14 protein-coding genes are annotated in these 20,575 nt (G+C 71.5%); 10 read left to right on the forward strand and 4 right to left on the reverse strand.

Annotation, left to right across the window (positions count from 1 at the left end; translation table 11 throughout):
• The first annotated feature begins 24 nt into the window (after positions 1-24).
• The 3 genes from ACZ5LB_RS12130 to ACZ5LB_RS12140 are packed head-to-tail and all read left to right on the forward strand — an operon-like array spanning position 25 to position 4,203.
• Complete coding sequence (locus tag ACZ5LB_RS12130) at positions 25-588, forward strand: hypothetical protein (RefSeq protein WP_464602483.1); 564 nt, start codon at positions 25-27, stop codon at positions 586-588.
• A gap of 48 nt (positions 589-636) precedes the next feature.
• The gene (locus tag ACZ5LB_RS12135; RefSeq protein WP_464602484.1) at positions 637-3,369 is read left to right on the forward strand and encodes a hypothetical protein; all 2,733 of its coding nucleotides are present in this window, start codon (positions 637-639) and stop codon (positions 3,367-3,369) included.
• A 9-nt stretch (positions 3,370-3,378) separates the two neighbouring features.
• Entirely contained in the window at positions 3,379-4,203 is an 825-nt protein-coding gene (locus ACZ5LB_RS12140; protein ID WP_464602485.1) for an EamA family transporter, read from the forward strand.
• Here the strand turns inward: ACZ5LB_RS12140 and ACZ5LB_RS12145 are convergent.
• A complete protein-coding gene (locus tag ACZ5LB_RS12145; RefSeq protein WP_464602486.1) occupies positions 4,146-5,756 on the reverse strand; it encodes a M13-type metalloendopeptidase in 1,611 nt (536 codons plus the stop codon). The genes ACZ5LB_RS12140 and ACZ5LB_RS12145 overlap by 58 nt on opposite strands.
• Positions 5,757-5,817: 61 nt before the next feature.
• Between ACZ5LB_RS12145 and ACZ5LB_RS12150 the strand changes: the two genes are divergently transcribed.
• A complete protein-coding gene (locus ACZ5LB_RS12150) occupies positions 5,818-6,558 on the forward strand; it encodes a carbon-nitrogen hydrolase family protein (protein ID WP_464602487.1) in 741 nt (246 codons plus the stop codon).
• Here the strand turns inward: ACZ5LB_RS12150 and ACZ5LB_RS12155 are convergent.
• The 3 genes from ACZ5LB_RS12155 to ACZ5LB_RS12165 form a co-directional block, all read right to left on the reverse strand.
• Positions 6,555-8,279 carry a sensor histidine kinase gene (locus tag ACZ5LB_RS12155; protein WP_464602488.1) on the reverse strand — a complete coding sequence of 575 codons (1,725 nt, stop codon included), beginning with the start codon at positions 8,277-8,279 and terminating at the stop codon, positions 6,555-6,557. The two genes, ACZ5LB_RS12150 and ACZ5LB_RS12155, sit on opposite strands and share 4 nt — an antisense overlap.
• A gap of 311 nt (positions 8,280-8,590) precedes the next feature.
• Positions 8,591-9,277 carry a response regulator gene (locus ACZ5LB_RS12160; protein ID WP_464602489.1) on the reverse strand — a complete coding sequence of 229 codons (687 nt, stop codon included), beginning with the start codon at positions 9,275-9,277 and terminating at the stop codon, positions 8,591-8,593.
• Complete coding sequence (locus ACZ5LB_RS12165) at positions 9,274-11,223, reverse strand: ATP-binding protein (protein ID WP_464602490.1); 1,950 nt, start codon at positions 11,221-11,223, stop codon at positions 9,274-9,276. Before ACZ5LB_RS12165 ends, ACZ5LB_RS12160 begins: the two co-directional genes overlap by 4 nt.
• 412 nt (positions 11,224-11,635) lie before the next feature.
• Here ACZ5LB_RS12165 and ACZ5LB_RS12170 point away from each other — a divergent pair, with 412 nt between their 5' ends.
• The 6 genes from ACZ5LB_RS12170 (at position 11,636) to ACZ5LB_RS12195 (ending at position 20,571) form a co-directional block, all read left to right on the forward strand.
• Positions 11,636-12,844, forward strand: coding sequence for an ammonium transporter (locus ACZ5LB_RS12170; RefSeq protein ID WP_464602491.1), 1,209 nt, complete (start codon positions 11,636-11,638; stop codon positions 12,842-12,844).
• 184 nt (positions 12,845-13,028) lie between these two features.
• Positions 13,029-14,165, forward strand: a complete 1,137-nt coding sequence (locus tag ACZ5LB_RS12175; protein WP_464602492.1) for an outer membrane beta-barrel protein — start codon at positions 13,029-13,031, stop codon at positions 14,163-14,165.
• Positions 14,166-14,314: 149 nt separating this feature from the next.
• The gene (locus ACZ5LB_RS12180) at positions 14,315-15,712 is read left to right on the forward strand and encodes an FAD-linked oxidase C-terminal domain-containing protein (RefSeq protein ID WP_464602493.1); all 1,398 of its coding nucleotides are present in this window, start codon (positions 14,315-14,317) and stop codon (positions 15,710-15,712) included.
• Complete coding sequence (locus ACZ5LB_RS12185; RefSeq protein WP_464602494.1) at positions 15,702-17,009, forward strand: FAD-binding oxidoreductase; 1,308 nt, start codon at positions 15,702-15,704, stop codon at positions 17,007-17,009. Before ACZ5LB_RS12180 ends, ACZ5LB_RS12185 begins: the two co-directional genes overlap by 11 nt.
• A gap of 1 nt (position 17,010) precedes the next feature.
• The gene (locus ACZ5LB_RS12190) at positions 17,011-18,324 is read left to right on the forward strand and encodes a (Fe-S)-binding protein (RefSeq protein ID WP_464602495.1); all 1,314 of its coding nucleotides are present in this window, start codon (positions 17,011-17,013) and stop codon (positions 18,322-18,324) included.
• 123 nt (positions 18,325-18,447) lie between these two features.
• Positions 18,448-20,571: an alpha-ketoacid dehydrogenase subunit alpha/beta gene (locus ACZ5LB_RS12195; RefSeq protein WP_464602496.1), complete on the forward strand. Its 2,124-nt coding sequence runs from the start codon at positions 18,448-18,450 to the stop codon at positions 20,569-20,571.
• Positions 20,572-20,575: the final 4 nt, after the last annotated feature.

Raw genomic sequence — 20,575 nt, forward strand, 5'->3', positions numbered from 1 at the left:
GTCATGTTCAATTCAAAACCAGCCATGGTACTTCTATGCGCCGCGGGCACCCTCGCCGCCCAGGGCGCCGTCGATCTGAACAGCCTGGCGTCCGCGGCCAAGCGCTACGCCTCCCACGGCCTCCAGGGCACCCATACCCCCGCGACGCTGGACCTTCGCCTGGTGCGGGGCGACAGCGGCGGCAACCCCGCCTTCCTCATGTCCAAGGCCAGCGACGTCCAGCGCTGGACCCTGTTCTACCAGGCCCTGTACCAGGTGCCCGAGGAGGCGGGTTCCGTCCTGCCCCGGCCCCGCTCCGCGAGCGTCAAGTGCACCAAGGGCGTCTTCTCGGATTTCTTCCTGTCCACGCCCCCCATTCCGGGATGCAAGTCCATGGAGTTCACCTGGGTCGCCCTGAGCCTGGACGCGGCCATCGCCAGCCTGAACGCCAACGGCTACGTGCGGGGGTTCTCCCAGGTGGAAACGAAGCGGCCCGATGGCCAAGGCTATCCCGATGAGCTCGTCTACGTGTTCACCTGTCCCTGGGAGCGCGCGAAGGTGGCCATCTCCGGGAACACCGGCGCCCTCGCCTGGTACCAGATGTACTGAACCGGAACCCCGGCGCAGGTAGTCTGGAGGGCGACAAGGATGCCGCCCATGGACCCAGCCCGCCTTCGCGCCTTCGTTCCCCCCGCCCTGACCCTCCTGGCCGCGATGCCGGCCACCGCGGCCGGCACCCAGGCCCCCCATGCCGCTTGGCGCACCCTCTCCACCGCCCACTACCGGATCCACTACCCGCCGTTCCTGTCGGACTGGGCCCAGGACGTGGGCTCGCGCATCGAGGGCATCCACGCGCAGGTCGTCGCGCTGGTGGGGTATGAAAGCCCCCGCCCCGTCCAGGTGCTCCTGGTGGATCCCATGGGCGAGCCCAACGGCATGGCCCTGCCTCTCCTGCCCTACCCCTACGTGGTCCTGTGGGCCACGGAGCCCCGAAGCGACGACCTCCACGGCAACGCCTTCGGCACCTGGACGGAAGAATTGGTAAGCCATGAAATGACCCACATCCACCACCTCCTGCGCCCCGCCCGGGCGCGGACCGTCCTGGACAACCTCTACGGCCTGCCCATCGGCCCCCTGGTCCTGAAGTGCCCCCGCTGGATCACCGAGGGCTTCGCGACCCTCGCCGAAGGCCGGATCACCGGTACGGGCCGCCCCCACAGCGCGCTCCGGGCCACCCTGATCCGCCAGTGGGCGCGGGCGGGAAAGCTCCCATCCTATTGGGCGCTGGACGGCACCCAGGGCTTCCTGGGCGGCAACATGGCCTACCAGGTCGGCTCCGCCTACCTGGAGTGGCTGGAACGGCAGCGCCCCGCCCAGCCCGAAGTCCTGAAGAACCTGTGGAAGCACTTGGCCTCCCGGCGCAACCGGTCGTTCGACGAGGCGTTCCTGGCGACGTTCGGCTTTTCCGCGGTGGACGGATACCAGCGCTTCCAGGCCGAGGCGGCCCACGACGCCCTTGAGTGGGAACTCCGGCTGAAGGCCCAGGGGCTCCGGGAAGGCGAACTGTTCCTGCGCAGCGGAGGCGGCCTGCGCGACCTGGCGGTGAGCCCCGACGGGACCCGGCTCCTGGCGTCGCTGGCGGCCCGGGGCCAGTCCGGCCTGCGAATCTGGAAGCTGCGGGATCCGGACACCGCCTCAAAGCCCGCCAAGGCCGCCAAGCTCCCCAAGGCCGATCCCCTCAACTTCGTGAAGGACGTGGCCCCGGAGAGCCCCGCGCGCACCCCCGCGGCCGTCCTGCCCGCCCTGGACCACCGCACCCCCCACGGGGCGGAGTGGGTCGACGACGCCACCGTGCGGTTCCAGCTCAAGCGCGCCGATCCGGAGGGGACCCTCCGCCCGCGTCCCGCCCTTTGGCGCCCCGGGGCGGGCGTGGACCGCGCGCCCGCGACCCTGCCCCCGGCCCGATGGCGCACCCTGGAGCCGGTGCACCGCGGCGCCACCTGGGTCCTGGAACTGGAAGGACGGCGCGTCCCCCTGCCGGGGCAGGCCGTGGGCAAGGCCTTCCTGGACGAGGCCAGGGGCCTCCTGTGGGCCGGCTGCGAGGTGGACGGCGGCGTGGAGGTGGTGAAGGTGCCCTTCACCCGGGAAGGCGGCGTCCCGGCCTTCCAGGCCGCCCAGGCCATGACCCGCACGGTGGGCGGCGCCTGGAACCCCGCCCCCAGCCCGGACGGGAAGACCCTCTTCTTCACCACCCTGGACGCCCGGGGCATGGAGATCCGGCGGCTGGACCTGGCCCTGCCCCCCCTCGGTTCCGCGCCAGCGCCCGAACCCCGGTTCCTCACCACGGACACCGTCCTGCCCCCTCCCGCCGAACCCGCCGCCCTGCCCCGCGTGGCGGGCCCGCTCCCCACGACCCCCTACCATGCCGCGTCCAACGCCTGGATCCAGGTGGCGTCAGGCGCCACCATCGCCCCCTCGGGCACCGCCTGGCAGGTGGGCCTTTCCGGAGCCGACCTCCTGGGACGCCTTTCCTGGCAGGCCCTGGCGGGCTTCGGGGACGACGCGGGGCCCCGGGGCGCCATGGCCGGCTTCAGCAGCGCGGCGTGGGCCTGGCAGCCGGCGTTCACCCTCTTCAGTGTCACGGCCCGCCCCTCCCGCCAGCGCTTCGTGCCGGCCGCCGGGGACACCCGGCGCCAGGGCGCCGAGCTGTCCTTCACCTGGGAAGACCGGGGGGAGGTGCCCTTCTGGTTCAGCCCCGTGGCCGCCTCCGAGCGGGTGGAGCCCCTGGATTCCGGCCCGGCCCGCACCCGGAGCCTCCTGGGCCTCCGGGCCGGCATGGAGGCCCTGTGGGCCCGGGGCGACTGGGGCGTCGCCCTGCGTCCGAACCTCCAGTGGTTCCCCGGGACGACCTCCGGGAACCGGTGGAACCTCCTGCGGGCCGAGGTGGCCCTGCGCCTGGAGAACCCCGTGGTCCCCGTGACCCTGCGGACCTCCGGGGGCCGGATCGTCCAGGGCGGCGCCGGGGGCGAGGCCTTCCACCTGGGCGGCACCGCCACCAGCCTCCTGCCCGCGAGCCTGGATTGCGACCGGGTGGAGCAGGCCGCCCTGCCCTCGCGCCTGGCCACGGGGGACCGGTTCCTCCGCTGGCGGGGGGAGGCCGGCGGCGCCCTGCGCGCCTACCTCGAGGGCACCGCCCTGTGGGCCCCGGGCCCGGGGCGGCCCCCCTTCACCCGGGTGGCGGGCCTGGAGTTCACCCTGGAGAACCCCCTGGGCGCCGCCGGCGAGGAGTTCCTTCGGCGCATGCGCATCCAGGCCGGCTTCCACCGGCCCCTGGACGGGCCCATGAAGGGCCGTTCCGTGGGGACCCTGACCCTGGTGATGCGGCCCTAGGGAGACCCCATGTTGTTGGCGGTCCTGGTCCTGACGTCGGCCCTGCTCCACGCCCTGTGGAACGCGCTGCTCAAGCGGGCCGCCGACATCGAAGCCGCCTCCCTGGGCATCCTGGCGATCTCGTTCCTGGCTACCGGGGCCGCCTCGGTCCTCCTGCCGGGCCCGGCCTTCCCCACGGGCGCGTCCCTGGCCTGGGGGCTGGGCGCGGGCGTCTTCGAGGGGCTCTACTTCCTCGCCCTCGCCCGGGCCCTGGGGACCTCGCCGCTGGGGTGGAGCTACACCTGGATGCGCGGGGGTTCCCTCCTGCTGGTGTGGCCCGTCTCGCTCCTCCTCCTGGGGGAATCCCTGCGCCTCACGTCCGCCGTGGCGGTGGGCGCCGTGGGACTGGGCCTCGCGTTCATGGGCCTCGTCCCCGGCCGGGGCGCGGACAGGCGCGGCCTCGCCTGGGCCGCCGCGGTGGGGGCGGCCATCGCGGGCTACACCCTGTGCTACAAGCTCAGCCTCGCCGGGGGTGCGCAGGCCCTGCCGCTCTATGCCACCTCCATGGCCGTCAGCCTTCCCATCCTGGTGCTGGCGCGGGGACTCCCGCGCCCGGGGGCCTTCTCCTCCCAGCGGGCCCTGGTTCTGGGGGCCGGCCTCCTGTGCACCGCCAGCTTCCTGCTCTACCTCCAGGCCCTGGCCCTGGGCGGCGTGGGTTTCGTGGCCACCCTTCGCAACACCTCGGTGGTTTTCGCGGTGCTCTTCGCCAAGGCCCTGGGGGAGCGCCCCACCGGCCGTCAGTGGGTCGGGGCCTGCCTGGTGGCCGTGGGGGCCATGGGCCTGGCCTGGCGTTGACCGGGGGGCGCCGTGAAGTCGCCCTCCAGGCCGCCCGGGCCGGGGAAGGCCCCGTCCCGGGTGAGTTCCCGGGCCATGAGGACCCCGATGCCCTTGAGGTTCGCCGCGTCATCGGCCCGGGCGTCAAATAGGGGCGGCTGCAGGATGCCCGCGGGCACCACCAGCTCGTTGGGGCCCGCCTCGTACCGGAGCGTCACGGCGGCGGGGGAGACCGGCCAGCGGGAGGGGTCCACCGGGCGTCCCAGGAGGGCCGCCCGGGCGCGGAAGGCCGAAGCCGCGGCGCGCTGGACGTTGCCGAGGTAGTCGGCGCGGTTCACCCGCAGGGCGGGATCGTCGGGGAACGCGTCGGGGTAGCCCACCTTCATCGTCAGCGCGTCCAGCCTCGCCAGGGCCGCATCGCGCACGCGAGGGTCCAGGTCGGCCCGCCCCTGGATCCCCATCCGGAGCGCATCGCGCACCCCGGCCGCCAGGGCCTGGGCCCGGGACCGGGATCGGGGCGCGAAGGTCCGGGCCACGTACATCTGCCCCAGGGCCGAGCCCAGGGCGGCGTCCGTGGCCGCCAGCACCCGCCGCCACCGCGGGATGGCAGGCCTCCCGGCGCCGTGGAAGCGCCAAGAGGCCTCCTCGAAGGCCTCGCCCAGGTACGGGGCGCTGGCGTCCAGCAGGCGCGCCTTGAGGTAGATGCGCCACTGCGGGGCGGGCGTGGCGGCCGCCAGGGCCCCAAGGCCCGCGAGAAATCCCGGGTCGCACACCCCGAACGCCTTGCAGGCGTCCAGCCCCGCGGCCTCGAAATAGGCCTGCCAGGGGAAACCGGGCGCCAGGCGGAGGAGGTCCTCCCGGGAGATGCGGAGGCCCGACGCGGCGGGGGGCCGGGAAACCCCGGCCAGACCCCGCTCCAGGTCGAACGCGATGGCGGCATGGGCCCGCGCCAGGGCGGGCGTCTCGCCCGCGAGGGTGAACAGGCGCGCCAGGTAGTCCAGGTAGGCGGCCCGCGCTCCGCGGTTCCCCTCGCCCAGGTACGCGTCGCGGCTGGCCATCCCCAGGCCGCCCGGGGCCAGGTGCGCCAGGTGCGCCGGGGGGTGCGCCCCGTCCGGACCCACCGTGAGGAGGAAGGCGGCCCCGGCCCCCGCGAGGTGGAGCCGCGCCACCTCCCGCCCCACCCCGGAAAGGTCCCGCACGCCATCGATGCGGGCAAGGCCCTCCCGCAGGGGCGCCAGCCCCGCGCGGGCGATGGCGGCGGTGTCCATGCCCGACGCGAAGAAGTCGCCCAGCTGCCGCGGGACGGTGCCCTCGGGGGCCCGGGACGCCGCGGCGTCCTCCAGCACCTCGCGCAGCACCGAACCGGCGCGCTCGGCCACCTCGCCCAGGGCGCCCCCGGCAAGACGGTCCGCAGGCGCGGCCTCCGCCCGGATCCGGCCGCCGTTGGCGTACCGGTAGAAATCCGCGCACGGCGGCGTCGAGGGGTCGAGATCGGCGGTGCGGACCCCGTGGACCTGCGCGCCCAGCACGCCGGCCACGAGGCCGGGAAGAAGGTACCGTGCCGCGCGATTCAAGGATCACCTCACGTATCATGATGGTGGCGGCCTTCCGGGCCTGTCAATGCGGGGAGCGACGATGAGGATCCACCTGTCCCGGTTCGTGTGCATGGACGTGGAATCCAACCTCGTCCGCATGGAGGAGGAGGCGGACCGCGCCGCCGCCGGCGGCGCCGACCTGGTGGTGTTTCCCGAGGGATTCCTCCACGGCTACCGGCGCACCCTGGATCCCGTCCTTGCCCGCGGGCGGTTCCGGCGGATCTCGGGGGACCACCCCCGCACGGGCTTCGTCTTCGGATCCCTCACGGAGGAGCGGCGCAACCGCCTCACCTTCTGGGAAGGCGGGGATGAACGGGCCCGCTACGACAAGGTCCACCTCTTCCGCCCCAACGGCGAGGACAGCATCTGGGAGCCCGGCGATCGCTACGTGGCGGTGCGGTTCCGCGACTGGACCCTGGGCCTGCTCAACTGCAACGACCTGCGCTTTCCCGAGCAGGCCAGGGCCCTGCGTCTGGGCACCCGGTGCGACGCGCTGGTGGTCCCCGCGTGGTGGCCCTGGCGGCGCGACCACGTGTGGAGCGCCCTCCTGCAGGCGCGGGCCATCGAGAACGGCGTGTTCACGGTGGGATGCTGCGTGAGCGCCTCGGAACACCCCCTGGAGACCTTCGCGGGCGCCGGCAACCACGTGTTCGATCCCCTGGGCGACCCGGTGCGCACCCCGGACGACCACACCTACCTGCTGGACGCGAGGGTGCGGGACGCGCTCCTGGTGGATCCCCTGGAGACGTTCGTGGAAATCGGAAAGGTCGAGCTGCGCTAGGCGTGCGCCGCCGCGGCGGGGAAGAGCAGCCGGAAACGGGTGCCCGCGCCCATGGACGAGCTCACCTCCACCCGCCCCTGGACCCGTTCCAGGAGGGCCTTCACGGAGGCCAGCCCCAGGCCCGTCGCGGTGCCGGGGTCCTTCGTGGTGAAGAAGGGTTCGAACATCCTGGCACGGTTCTCCTCGGGAATGCCGACGCCGGTGTCCTCCACGTCCAGGTAGGTCTCGCCGGTGAGGCTCTCCTTGCCCACCGCCACGCGGATCGTCCCGCCCGCGGGCATGGCGTCCCGGGCGTTGGCCACCAGGTTCAGGAGGATCTGCTTGAGGTCCTCGGTGTGGATGCGCACCGGCGCGGGCTCGCGCCCGGGCTGCAGGAGCAGGTGGACATCGCCGGGGACCAGGAGCCTGAGGATGCCTTCCAGGGCCCCCAGCTCGCGGCGCAGGTCCCGCACCTCCCCTTCCTCCTGCAACTGGCGGGAGAAGTCCATCACCCGCGAGGAGAGAACCGCCGAGCGTTCCACGGCCTCGATGATGGCCTCCACGGCGAATCCGGAGACCTTCATCCGCCGCTCCAGCTCCATCCGCAGCACCTCCGCCGCCGACAGGATCGAGCCCAGGCCCTTGTTCAGGTCGTGCACCAGCCCCGCGCCCAGCACCACCACCGCGTTCAGGCGCTCGTTGAGCAGCACCACATCCTGCATGCGCTCCAGCTCGAGGGTGCGGCTGCGCACCCGCGCCTCCATCTCCCGGTGGGAGGCCGCCAGATGCTCCTGCAGGAGGAACTGGCGCAGCACCAGCACCGTGGTCATGAGCAGGAAGACCAGCAGCACCGCCGGTCCCGGCGCCTGTCCCTTGATGGTGGTCACGATGACGAGGGAGGTGACGGCCAGGAATGGGACGTGCAGCAGCAGGCCGGTGAGGCGGCTCTCCTGTCCCGCGTCCACGGCGGGGACCTCCGCGGGCCGCCGCGTGTACGTGGCCATGAAGAGGGCGCCCGTGATGAGGGGCGTGAGCGCGAACCAGGGTGACCTGGCGACCACGTCAAGGCGCGCGACGGAATGCGACAGGAAGGCGCCCTGCACGAAAAGCAGGCAGCTGTTGAGCAGCAGCCACCCCAGCGGGCCCCTCAGGCGCCGGGGATCCCCGGCCACCAGGAAGGACGCGATGCCTCCCGCCAGCACCAGCCGGGAAGAGAGCGTGATCACGAACGTGCGGAGCGGGGAACCGCCCCCCGCGGCGGGACCCCAGGCGCCCCCGATCCAGGGCAGCAGAAGGAACGACAGGCAGAACACGAGGCTGCCCAGGACGTGGAGTTCCGGGTGGCCGTGGCGTCCCCGCCAGGGCCAGCTCCACACCGCCAGGCCCAGGATGGCGGACGAAAGGGGCGTGGCCACGAACGCCACGGCCCTCATGGCCGCGTCGGCCCCGGGGGCCAGGGGCAGACCCAGCCACAGGGCGTTGCCCAGCCAGGAGACCCCCACCCCCGCCGCGAAGAGCCGCCATCCGGTGCGCTCCTCCGGGAGATCCCGGGCCTTGGCCAGCGCCAGGGCGATGGTGGCGATGTTGAAGGACAGCACCAGCGCCGAATGCACAAAGTAGGGGCCCTTCCCCGGAAGGGCCGGGATGAGCGCCAGGAAGGCGAGGCCACACCCCCCCAGGAGCGTGTAAAGCGCACCCGGCGACAGTATGTATGAAACATTACCCATGGCGCCCCGCCCCATGCAGCCCCTCCTTTATCGGCCCGGGCCCTAAAAAACTCAACATCTTTCTGATGGTTAACATTCAAAATGAATACCTTTAGCCAATTATCATACTGATTTAATAAGTTATTTCATTAATGACCCGAATTTCGCCGTCCCCGGGCCCCACCGGGGATCACGACCGGACACCGGGTTTGCAGCCTCCGGTCACCATTCATTCCCATGACCGCCCCCCGGGGCCGCCTCGACCCGTTGGTCACGGCTTTCTCCACCCCGCCCCACCGGGTGCGACCCGGGAATCATGAAAATGCCATTCCGTTTGCGCCGGGACCTCAATCCACGTTCAGCCGGTAGCCGACACTGGGCTCCGTGAGCAGGTAGCGCGGCCGCGTCGGGTCGGGTTCGATCTTGCGGCGGAGGGTTCCCATGTAGATTCGCAGGTAGTGCGTCTGGCCCTCGCCCGTGGGGCCCCACACATCATTGAGGAGCTGGGCGTGGGTCACCACCTTCCCGGCCCTGCGCGCCAGGGCTTCCAGGAGCCGGTATTCAAGGGGTGTGAGCTTGACGGGCGCCCCGTCCATGGCCACCTCTCGCTTCTCCAGGTCCAGGCAAAGGGAGCCGAAGGTCAGGACCGGCGTCTCCCGCCCGGGCCGGACCGCGTGGCGCAGAGCCACGCGGATGCGCGCCAACAGCTCGGCTGCGCCGAAGGGCTTGGTGAGGTAGTCGTCCGCGCCCAGGTCCAGGGCGCCGACCTTGTCCTTCTCCTGGTGGCGCGCCGAGATGACGAGGATCGGCTTCCGGCTCCAGTCGCGCAGGTCCCGGAGCACCTCCAGGCCGTCCCGGTCGGGCAGCCCCAGGTCCAGCAGGATGATGTCCGGGTTGTAGCTGCGGGCCAGGGCGAGGCCTTCCGCCCCGGTGGAGGCCACGTCCACCTGGTAGCCCTGGGTGGAGAGGGTCGGCACCAGGAAGCGCCGCAGGGGCGCCTCGTCCTCGATGATCAGGATCAGGGGATTCGTCACGGGACGGGCTCCGGCGGCACGGGTTCGGGTTCGGACAGGAGGGGGGGAGGGGCGTCCTGGGGAAGGCTGATGCGGAAACGGGCCCCGCCGCCCTCGCGGTCCTCCACCCAGATGCTTCCTCCGTGGGCCTTCACGATGGCCTCGCAGATGGCCAGGCCCAGGCCCGCGCCGCCGTCCCGGAGCTGGCCGGGCATGCGGAAGAACTTCTCGAAGACCTTCGCGTGGAATCCGGCCCGGACGCCGGGACCCCGATCCGACACCGCCAGCTCCATGGAATCCGGCCCCGCCCAGGCCTCCAGCAGCACCTCGCCGTCCCCGGCGTGGAGCCGCGCGTTGACGAGGAGGTTCTCGAGCACCTGCTCCATCAGGCCCCCGTCCAGCGGCACCGGAGGGAGGTCATCGGGCATGAGGACCCGCACGGGCACCGGCCCCTGGCGCTCCAGGCGCACGAGGGTCGAGCCCACCACCTCGTCCAGGGGCTGCCACTCCTTGCGCACCCGGATGATCCCGCTCTCCAGCCGCGTGAGGTCCAGCACGTTCCCCAGGAGGCGCGTGAGCCGCTCGCTCTCCTCCCGGATCATCACGAGCAGGTCGCGGCGGGAGGCCTCGGGCAGGGCTCCTTCGGGCAGCAGCAGGCTCGTGGCCGCGCCCTGGATGGCCGCAAGTGGCGTTCTCAGGTCGTGGGAGACCGCCCCCAGGAGGGTGCTGCGCATGCGCTCGGTCTCGTTCTCCACCCGGATGCGATGGGCGGTCTCCATGGCCCGGATGCGCTCCAGCGCCAGGGAGCCCTGCACGGCGAACGCCTGGAGAAGACCCCAGCGCTCCTGGGGCACGCGGCCCCTGGAGGCGGGGCGGATCTGGAGGAGGCCCTCCGTGCCGCCCGTGCCCGCGAGGGGCACGTACGAGCAGGGCGCCTGGAAGTAGGGCTCCAGGGGATCCTCGCGCGTGGCGCCCGCGCCGGATTCCGGAAGGAGCTCTGAGGGGGGCGCACAGGGCGGGGCGCCGTCGCCCTCCGGCAGCCGGATCCACTCATCCCCCTCCGCCGGCAGCAGCACCCACGCCTCCGCCTGGAAGGCGCTTCCCAGGCGCCGCACCAGGGCCTCGGCCACCTCGCGGGCGGTGGCGCACCGGGCCAGGCCCCGCCCCAGGAGCATGAGCAGCACCGTCTCCGCCTCCCGGCGCCGGCCCAGGCGGGTCTCCTGCCGCAGCTGGCCCACCAGGTCCACCAGCCCCTGGGCGCCCAGCACCACGGCGGCGAAGGCCACGAAACGGGGCCAGGCCGAGGCCGGATCCGCTCCGGAAAGCCGGTTGAGGAGGAGGATGTGCAGGATGAAGGAGGCCAGGGTGGCCACCGCCGCCACGGGCCGGCCCCAGCGGTGCAGGACGAAGGCCAGCGCCAGGGCGAAGACCGCCGGCAGGGCGGCGAAGCCCAGCACCTGCGCCAGCGCGGCGGCGAAGAGCCCGGCCATCGCAAGGATCACCGCCACCGCCGCGGCGATGCCCGCCAGGTCCCCCAGGTTCCTCCAGGCGAAGGCCACCGGCGGCGCGGAATCCAGCGGGATCGGCAGGATGCGCACGTCCAGGTGGCGTCCGAGCATCTCCTTGGCCCGCGAGCTCTCAAGCCGGTCCCAGGGTCCCCGGGCCCGGGTCACCCCCATGACGATGAGGGACGGCCCGCGCTTGCGCGCCAGCGCGAGCAGGCCCGCCACCACCGTGGACCCTTTCAGCCAGAGCGCCTCGGCGCCCAGCTCCTGGGCCTCCTGCAGCCAGACCCGGGCCAGGTCCGCCTCCTCGGGGGTTTCCCACCCCGGCACGTCCACGTGGGCCACCACCCAGGGCCGGCCCTGCTCCCGCGCCAGGCGGAACCCGGCGTGCACCAGCCGGAGGCTGCGCGCGTCCGAGCCCAGGGCCACCACGATGGGGCCGGGGGCGGGGCTGGAATCCATGGTCAAGGGAGGTCTCTCCTGGGCGGCGGGTCAGCCCATGATGTCACAGGGGCCCGGCCGCCCCGCACCGGGCCTGGGCACCGAAGGAAGGGCCCGGGGTATAAATTTCCACTTATGGAAGCCGGGTGCCGGTGCGGGGATGGAATGAACGGGAACCCTGTGATTTTCCTCACACCCACGGGGCATCCGTAAGCCCCGGAGGCACTTTTTTACGCAATCTTTATACCCGAGAAGGCGGTCTTCATATCACCGTCTTTATGTCCTCATTTCAACCGCAGGGACGGCCCCTGCCCTTCGGGAGCGCGCGTGGCGCGCCCCCGGGCGGGGCCGTGCCCGGGCCAACCCCTTCTCCCATCCCCGCTCCCCAGGAGGTCACGTGCTACCTCAAATCAACACTGGCAACACAGGATTCATGATCCTTTGCGCCAGCCTCGTCATGCTCATGACGCCGGGCCTGGCGTTCTTCTACGGCGGCCTCTGCGGCCGCAAGAACGTGCTCGGCATCATGATCCAGAGCTTCGTGTCCATGGGCTGGACCACCGTGCTGTGGTTCACCTTCGGCTACTCCATGTGCTTCGGCCCCACCGTGCACGGCATCATCGGCAACCCCTTCACCCACGCCTTCCTGAAGGGCATCACCCTCCACAGCCTCTACCAGGGCAACGCGGCCCTGGGCATTCCCACCTTCGTCCACGTGGCCTACCAGATGATGTTCGCCATCATCACCCCCGCGCTCATCACCGGCGCCTTCGCCAACCGCGTGACCTTCAAGGCCTACATGTGGTTCCTCACGGCCTGGCTGATTTTCGTGTACTTCCCCTTCTGCCACATGGTCTGGCATCCCGACGGCATCCTGGCCCAGTGGGGCGTCCTGGACTACGCCGGCGGCATCGTCGTGCACAACACCGCGGGCATCGCGGCCCTGGCCTCCGTCCTCTACGTGGGCCGGCGCAAGGTCGTCGACAGCATCCCCCACAGCATTCCCCTCGTGGCCCTGGGCACCGGGCTCCTGTGGTTCGGCTGGTACGGCTTCAACGCCGGCAGCGAATTCCAGGTGGACTCCGTCACCACCTCCGCCTTCATCAACACCGACGTGGCCGCGTCCTTCGCCGCCGTCACCTGGCTCGTGGTCGAATGGATGAACGCCAAGCAGCCCAAGTTCCTGGGCCTTCTCACGGGCGCCGTCGCGGGCCTGGCCACCATCACCCCCGCCGCGGGCTACGTCTCGCCGGCCACCGCTGCGCTCATCGGCATCCTCTCCGGCGTGATCTGCTACTACGCCGTGGCCCTCAAGAACCGCCTGGGCTGGGACGACGCGCTCGACGTCTGGGGCGTGCACGGCGTGGGCGGGTTCATCGGCATCATCTTCCTGGGCATGTTCGCCAACAAGTCCTGGAATCCCGCCATCGTCACCAACGGCCTGTTCACGGGCGGCGGCACGGGCTTCTTCTACAAGCAGCTGGCGGCCGTGGCCATCTCCAGCGCCTGGGCCTTCGTGTTCACCTATGGCATGCTCTGGATCATCGACCGCATCACCCGCGTGAAGGTCGAGGACGGCGTCGAGGAGACGGGCCTGGACATGGGTCTCCATGGCGAAATGGCCTACACCGACTCGCTCTAGGAGGCTGTCCATGTATTAATCGGCCTCGCGACGAGGAATACGTGGACAACCTCCAAGCCTTGACGAAACCTTAACTCCGGGGCCCCCAGGGACCCTGGCTAGAATCCGGGGCGGGAGGTGGCGGCATGGACGCACCCCCCGCCCTTCGACCACCCTTGCCGCTTCCCCCCCACCAGGAGCCGCCATGCGCACCCGCATCGCCCTCACCCTCATCGCCTCCCTCGGCCTCACCGCCCAGACCCCTCCCGCCGCCGCGGGCCCCGCCGTCAAGTGGCGGGGCGCCGTCTGGGCCTCCGGCGCCGCCTCCGACCGGCAGACCCCGGACGGGACCCTCTTCCTGCGCACCGCCGACGCGGGCGAGGGCCAGCTGGCCCTGGACGGCCTGCTGGTGGGCGCGGACGTGGCCCTCCCCGAGGGCTTCGGGCTCAGGTTCACGGTCCTGGGCGGCCAGGCCGCGAAGTTCCTGAACGCCATCACCGTCGTCTCGGGCACCACCCCCGCCGAGACCGGGTCCCTGGCCTGGCCCGAGGCCATGGTCACCTGGACCGGCGGGAACGAGACCCTCAAGTTCGGGCGGATGTACACGGCCATGGGCATGGAGGTCCTGGACGCCACCCAGGACACGCCCGCCACCCGGGGCCTCCTCTTCACCTACGCCATCCCCGCCGCCCAGCTGGGGCTGAACTGGCACCACGCCTTCAGCGCCTCCTGGAGCTCGGACATCTGGGTATTCAACGGCGAGGACCGCCTGCAGGACAACAACCACGGCAAGACCGCCGGCATCGGCCTCACCTACAACCACGGCGGCGCCTCCGACCGGTTCGCCACCCTGATGGCCTTTTCCGGGGCCGAGCAGGACGGCATCGGCGCCGCGGCCGCCGCCGGCGCCGAAGGCCGCAAGCGCACACGGATCTCCTTCGCCGGCCAATGGGTGTGGGGCGCCACCACCCTCCAGTGGGAGGCCGAGCACGGCCGCGAGGCCCTGCCTACGGGCCAGAAAGCCACCTGGACGGGGTTCGGGTCCATCGTGAAGTACGCGTTCAACCCGCGCTGGAGTGCCTACGGGCGCCTGGAGACCCTTCGCGACGACATGGGCATCCGCCTGGGGGGCGAGGCCACGGTGGCCAGGGCCCTTGTCCAGGGTCCGGCGCCCGACCTCACCGCCCGCTCCGGCTCCCTGGGGGCGGAGCGCAGGTGGCACGCCACCTTCACCCGCCTCGAGCTCCGCCGGGACAGCCTGGACAGGGATATGACCGACCGGGACGGCCGGACGTTCCGGAGCGCCACCAGCGTCACCTGGAGCCTGGGAACCACCTTCTGATCGACCCTTCGACAAAGAATCCCCGCGATAACGTTAGACATTCCCCGCGCTCTGGCTAGAATCGGGCAGCCCCAATCCAGAACCCAGAGCGTGCAATGGCATTCCGCAGCCAGTCCCCTGCCTGCGGCACCAACCAGGGAGTGTGAGCCATGAGCGAGCAAGCCTTCATCCGGGATCTCAAGGAGATCGTCGGCGGCTCCAATGTGCTGGCGTCCGGCGTGGACCTCCAGCTCTACCAGTACGACGGCTACCTCGAGGAGCATCGCCCCGAGGCGGTGGTGTTCGTGCGTTCCACCGAGGAGGTGGCCCGGGTGGTCCAGTGCTGCAACCGCCACCGCAAGCCCTTCGTGCCCCGGGGAGGCGGCACCAACCTCACCGGCGGCACCATTCCCTTCGGGGGCGGAGCGGTCATCGAGATGATCCGCATGAACCGGCTCCTGGAAATCGACATCCCCAACCTGCGGGCCCGGGTCCAGCCGGGCATGTTCAACCTGGAACTGGGCAATGCCCTGGCGCCCCTGGGCTACCAGTTCATCCCCGACCCCGCGAGCCAGAAGGCCGCGACCCTGGGCGGCAACGTGGCCGAGAACGCCGGCGGCCCCCACTGCTTCAAGTACGGCGTCACTTCCAACCACGTGCTGGGCCTCACGGTGGTGCTCCCCGACGGCAGCGTGGAGACCCTGGGCGGCAAGGCCGCGGACGTCCCGGGCTTCGACCTGACCGGGCTGTTCGTGGGCAGCGAGGGGACCCTGGGCATCTGCACCGAGGTGCTCGTGAAGGTCGTGCGCCAGACCGAGTCGGTCAAGACGCTCCTGGCCATCTACGACAGCCTCGAGGCCGGCAGCGAGACGGTGTCGGCCATCGTGGCCGCGGGCATGGTCCCGGCCACCCTGGAGATGATGGACCAGCTCGTCATCCACGCGGTGGAGGCCTCCCTGCACTGCGGCCTGCCCATGGATTGCGCGACCCTCCTGCTCATCGAGGTGGACGGCCTCAAGGACGACCTGGAGTCGCAGGCCGCGGCCATCGGCGACCTGTGCAAGGCCCACGGCGCCCGGGAAGTCCGGGTGGCCAAGGACGACGCCGAGCGGGCCCTGCTCTGGGCCGGGCGCCGGGGAGCCTTCGGCGCCGTGGCGCGCCTGGCGCCCAGTTTCCTGGTGTGCGACGGCACGGTGCCCCGCACCGCCCTGCCCCAGGTACTGAAGAAGGTCTCCCAGGTGGCCGCCAAGTACGACCTGCGCATCCCCAACGTCTTCCACGCCGGGGACGGCAACCTCCACCCCCTCATCCTCTTCGACTGGAGGGACGCGGAGATGAAGGCCCGGGTCCTGAATGCCGGCATGGAGATCCTCTCCCTCTGCGCGGAACTGGGCGGCACCATCAGCGGCGAGCACGGCGTGGGCCTCGAGAAGCTCGAGGCCATGCGCATGGTCATGAGCGAAGCCGATATCCAGGCCCAGCGGCGGGTCAAGGCGACCTTCGACCCCGACAACCGGGCCAACCCCGGGAAGATCTTCCCCGCCAAGGAGGTGGCCTGTGAACGCTGAACTGCGCTCCCGGCTGGAAGCCATCGTCGGCCCGGGCCTCGTGTTCGGCCCCGGCGAACCCGTTGACGGCCTGCGGCCCGCGCTCGCCGTGCGCCCGGGCACCCAGGACCAGGTCGCGGCCGTGGTCCGCGCCTGCGCGGTGGCCGGAGCCGCCATGATCCCCATCGGGGGAGGCACGTCCATGGGCCTGGGCAATCCCCCGGCCCGGGCCGACGTCCTGGTGCACCTGGACCGCCTGGACCGCGTGGTGGAATGGGACCCCGCCAACCTCTGCATCAGCGCCGAGGCCGGCATGCGCCTGGAGACCCTCCAGGAGCTGGTGGCCAGGGATCGCGCGGTCCTGCCGCTGGACCCGCCGGGCCTCCGCCGCGTCACGCTGGGAGGCCTGGTCGCGGCCAACCAGAGCGGCCCCGGCCGGCTCCAGCACGGCACGGTTCGGGACTGGGTGCTGGGCATGCGCGTAGTGCTCCCCGACGGCGAGCGCATCCACTGCGGCGGCCGCGTCATCAAGAACGTCTCGGGCTACGACATGAACAAGCTCTTCATCCGCAGCCTGGGCTGCCTGGGGATCATCACCGAAGTGACCTTCAAGCTCCTGCCCATGCCCGCGTGCCGCGCGGCGGTCATCGGCAGGTTCCCCGACACCGCCGGGGCCTGGGCGGCGGTGGGGCGGACCCTGGCCTCCTTCCTCCTGCCCGAGGCCCTGGAATTCCTCAACGCCGAGGCCGTCCAGCGCCTGGGGGGCCCCCCGGGCACCTGCGCCCTGGCGGTCTCCCTCGCGGGCAGCCCCGAAACCGTGGAACGCCAGGTGCGGGACTTCACCGCCTTCTTCCAGGAGGCCGGCGCCACCGCCGACGTGCTGCGGGAGGCCGCCGCCGTCCAGGCCTGGGAGGGCATCCGCGACCTCCTCGAGGGCGCGTTCGAACCCATCCTCTGCCGGATCTCCGTGCCCCTTTCCGCCACCGCGCCCCTGGTGGCGGCGACGGAGCGGATGGCCCTCCTGGCCGGACTGAAGGCGGTGATCACGGCTCACGCGGCCACCGGCGTCATCCGCGCCCTGCTGGTGCCGGGCTCCGAGCCCCACCCCGGCGAGGCGCCCATGGCCCTGGAGGGACTGCGCCGGGAGGCCGAGGCCGCGGAGGGCAACCTGGTGCTCGAAGCCGCCCCCCGGGCCCTGAAGGCCCGGTTCGACGCCTGGGGCGCGCCCGTGGGCGGCCTGGACATGATGAAGCGGCTCAAGACGGAATTCGACCCCCTGGGGATCTGCAACCCCGGGCGCTTCGTGGGCGGGATCTGACATGGCGACCCCCGAACTCCTCCCCCTCTACGACACCATCGCCCAGTGCAACCGGTGCGGCTTCTGCCAGGCCGGGTGCCCCGTGTTCCGCACCACCGGCTCCGAGCACTCCCTGGGCCGGGGCCGGCAGGCCATCGGCAGGGCCCTGATCCTCGGAAACATGGAACTGACGCCCGACGTGGCCGCGGCCCTCGAGGACTGCCTCCTGTGCCGCGGGTGCACCGCCCACTGCTTCCCGGCCATCCGCACCGACGAGACCGTGCTGGCCATCCGCCACGCCTACATCAAGCGCCACGGCCAGCCCGCGTGGCAGCGCTTCCTCTTCCGGCAGATCCTGGCCGACAACAAGCGCCTGGAGAGCGCCGGGCGCCTGGCGCTCTGGGCCAAGCGCCACGGCCTGGTGAAGGTGGTCGAAAGGTCCGGGGCCCTGCGCCTCGTGGATCGCCGCTTCCAGGTGGCCGACGCCATGCTTCCGCCCATGGACGCCAGGCCCTTCCTGCGGGGCGACCAGGAGCGGGTGCCCAGGCCCGGACAGGTCAGGCACCGCATCGGCTACTTCGCCTCCTGCGGCCTTTCCTTCGAGTTTCCCGAAGTCGTCGGCGCCACCCTGCGGGTCCTGGCCCGCAACGGCTGCGCCACGACCCTCATGGACAACACCTGCTGCGGGCGCCCCGCCCATTCCTACGGGGACCTGGACGCCGCCCGCGACATCGCCCGCAAGAACATCGACCACATGGCCGCCGAAGCCGAAGGCCTGGAGGCCATCGTCTCGGATTGCGGCAGTTGCAGCACCCACCTCAAGGAATACGGGCACCTGCTCAAGGACGACCCGGTCTACGCCCCCAGGGCCGCGGCCCTTTCGGCCAAGATCCGCAGCTTCAGCGAGTACCTGGCCTCCATCGGCCTGGAGGGCGGCATGGGCCCCGTGGCCGGGACGGTCACGTACCACGACCCCTGCCACCTCTCCAACCGCTTCGCCAAGGTCACCGCCCAGCCCCGGAACCTCCTGAAGGCCGTCCCGGGCGTGGCCTTCAAGGAGCTGCCGGAGGCCGACTGGTGCTGCGGCGCCGCAGGCAGCTATACCTTCCTCCACCACGAGGAGGCCTCCGGCGTCCTGGACCGGAAGATGGGCAACGTCGCGAAGACGGGCGCGGCGACCCTGGCCACCGAGTGCCCCGCCTGCATGATGCACCTGGGCTACGGCGCCCGGCGCAAGGGCATGGAGGTGCGGGTGCGCCACGTGAGCCAGATCCTGGACGAGGCCTACGCCGCCGCGGGCAGCCTGGACAGACCGGCCAACGGGCCTATCGTATGAATCCACCCGGTGGCGCACCGGGTGGTCTGCGCGCATCTATGGATCAGGCGGAAGTTGTATTGTTGACCAGTTTGGTTGTGATAAATTCATCTCGCCCGCCGGCCTTCGGCGTGAGGAGCGCCTGTGGCGAAAACCGAGACGGTCCCCGACATTCGCAGCCTTTCCCGGGAGCAGAGAATCGGTCTCTTCCGCACCATCTACGCCTCCAGGCGCATCGATGACCGGGAGATCACGGGAAAGCGCCAGAACAAGGTCTTCTTCCAGATAAACGGGGCGGGCCACGAGGCCCTCCAGGCCGCCGCCGCCCTCTGCCTGGAGCCGGGCCGGGACTGGTTCTTCCTGTACTACCGGGACCGGGCCCTGGCCTACGCCCTGGGCGTTTCCGCCCGGGACATGTTCCTGGGCTCCGTGGGCTCGAGGCTGGACCCCGCCACCGGGGGCCGCATGATGCCCGGCCACTGGTCCAGCCATAAGCTTAACATTTTCACCACGTCCAGCCCGACGGGCACCCAGTTCCTCCAGGCGGTCGGCGCGGCCGAGGCCCTCCTCCGGGCCGGGCGGGAAGGCCTCCGGGAACGCCTCGGCATGACCGAGGGCGAGGTGGTACTCGTCACCAGCGGCGACGGCACCGTGGCCGAGGGCGAGTTCTGGGAGTCGGTCAACAGCGCCGTGAACCTCAAGGTGCCCCTGGTCTACCTCATCGAGGACAACGGCTACGCCATTTCCGTCCCCACCGAGGTGCAGTACCCCGGCGCCAACGTGGCCGCCCTGCTCAAGGGCTGGGAGGCCCAGGGGCTGAAGGTCATCGACGGCGTCGACGGCTGCGACCCCGTGGCGAGCTACGAGGCGATGCGCGAGGCCGTGGCCCACGCGCGGGCCCGCAAGGGCCCCGCGCTGGTGCGCGCCCGGGTGGTCCGGCCCTACTCCCACTCCCTTTCCGACGACGAGCAGCTCTACAAGACCCCCGCCCAGCGCGCCGACGAGGCCAGGCGGGACCCGGTGACCACCTACCCGGAGCGCCTCCTGCGGGAGGGCCTGCTCACCGCCGGGGAGCTGGAGAGCCTCAAGGCCGAGGTCCAGGAGGAGGTGGACCGCGCCTGGGAGGAGGCCGTGGAGGCGCCGCCGCCCGAAAGCGGCTCCCATTCCCGCCACCTCTACAGCGAGACGGTGGACCCCACCTCGGCCGCCTTCGACCGGGAGGACCAGGCCGGGGACCAGGGCACGGGGTCCAAGACCCTGATCGACCTCGTCAACCTCACCCTGAAGCAGGAGATGGCGGCCAACCCCCTCATCCTCGCCTTCGGGGAGGACGTGGCCGACGCCAGCCGTCCCGAGATCCTGGACGAGCTCAAGGGCAAGGGCGGCGTCTTCAAGGCCACCCATGGCCTCCAGCGGATCTTCGGGGAGAACCGGGTCTTCAACTCCCCCCTGGCCGAGGCCACCATCGTGGGCCGCGCCATCGGCCTGGCCGCCCGGGGCTTCAAGCCCGTGGTGGAGATCCAGTTCATGGACTACATCTGGCCCGCCATGCAGCAGATCCGGGACGAACTGGCCAACATCCGCTGGCGCAGCGACGACCACTTCAAGGCCCCCGTGGTCATCCGGGTGCCCATCGGCGGCTACCTCATGGGCGGCTCCGTCTACCACAGCCAGTGCGGCGAGAGCTCCTTCACCCACATTCCGGGCCTGCGGGTGGTGTACCCCAGCCGGGCCCTGGACGCCGCGGGCCTGCTGCGCACCGCCATGCGCTGCGACGACCCGGTCCTCTTCCTGGAGCCCAAGCACCTCTACCGCCAGACCCACAACAAGGGCAACGACCCCGGGCCCGACTTCATGATCCCCTTCGGCAAGGCCCGCACCGTCCGCGAAGGCACGGATCTCTCCGTCATCACCTACGGCAGCACCGTGCACCGCGCCGTCCAGGCCGCCCGTCAGGCCGAGGCCGAGGGACTCAACGTCGAGATCATCGACCTGCGAACCCTGAACCCCTACGACTGGAACGCCATCACCGCCACCGTGAAGAAGACCCACCGGGTCCTGGTGGCCCACGAGGACACCCTGGCCTGGGGCTACGGCGCCGAGATCGCCGCCCGCATCGCCGACGAACTCTTCTTCGAACTGGACGCGCCGGTGCGGCGCCTGGCCGCCAAGGACACCTGGGTGGCCTACCACCCCAGCCTGGAGGACGAGATCCTGCCCCAGGCCAGCCACTTCCTGGAGGCGTACCGGAGCCTGGCCCGCCTCTGACCGG

This window comes from Mesoterricola sp. MK458 (genome assembly GCF_055384935.1).

Excerpts from the sequence above, each read along its gene's own strand:
- ACZ5LB_RS12175 (WP_464602492.1), top strand. The coding sequence starts at position 13,029 with ATGCGCACCCGCATCGCCCTCACCCTCATCGCCTCCCTCGGCCTCACC.
- ACZ5LB_RS12135 (WP_464602484.1), top strand. The coding sequence starts at position 637 with ATGGACCCAGCCCGCCTTCGCGCCTTCGTTCCCCCCGCCCTGACCCTC.
- ACZ5LB_RS12150 (WP_464602487.1), top strand. The coding sequence starts at position 5,818 with ATGAGGATCCACCTGTCCCGGTTCGTGTGCATGGACGTGGAATCCAAC.
- ACZ5LB_RS12155 (WP_464602488.1), bottom strand. The coding sequence starts at position 8,279 with ATGGGGCGGGGCGCCATGGGTAATGTTTCATACATACTGTCGCCGGGT.
- ACZ5LB_RS12130 (WP_464602483.1), top strand. The coding sequence starts at position 25 with ATGGTACTTCTATGCGCCGCGGGCACCCTCGCCGCCCAGGGCGCCGTC.
- ACZ5LB_RS12190 (WP_464602495.1), top strand. The coding sequence starts at position 17,011 with ATGGCGACCCCCGAACTCCTCCCCCTCTACGACACCATCGCCCAGTGC.
- ACZ5LB_RS12180 (WP_464602493.1), top strand. The coding sequence starts at position 14,315 with ATGAGCGAGCAAGCCTTCATCCGGGATCTCAAGGAGATCGTCGGCGGC.
- ACZ5LB_RS12140 (WP_464602485.1), top strand. The coding sequence starts at position 3,379 with ATGTTGTTGGCGGTCCTGGTCCTGACGTCGGCCCTGCTCCACGCCCTG.
- ACZ5LB_RS12170 (WP_464602491.1), top strand. The coding sequence starts at position 11,636 with ATGATCCTTTGCGCCAGCCTCGTCATGCTCATGACGCCGGGCCTGGCG.
- ACZ5LB_RS12165 (WP_464602490.1), bottom strand. The coding sequence starts at position 11,223 with ATGGATTCCAGCCCCGCCCCCGGCCCCATCGTGGTGGCCCTGGGCTCG.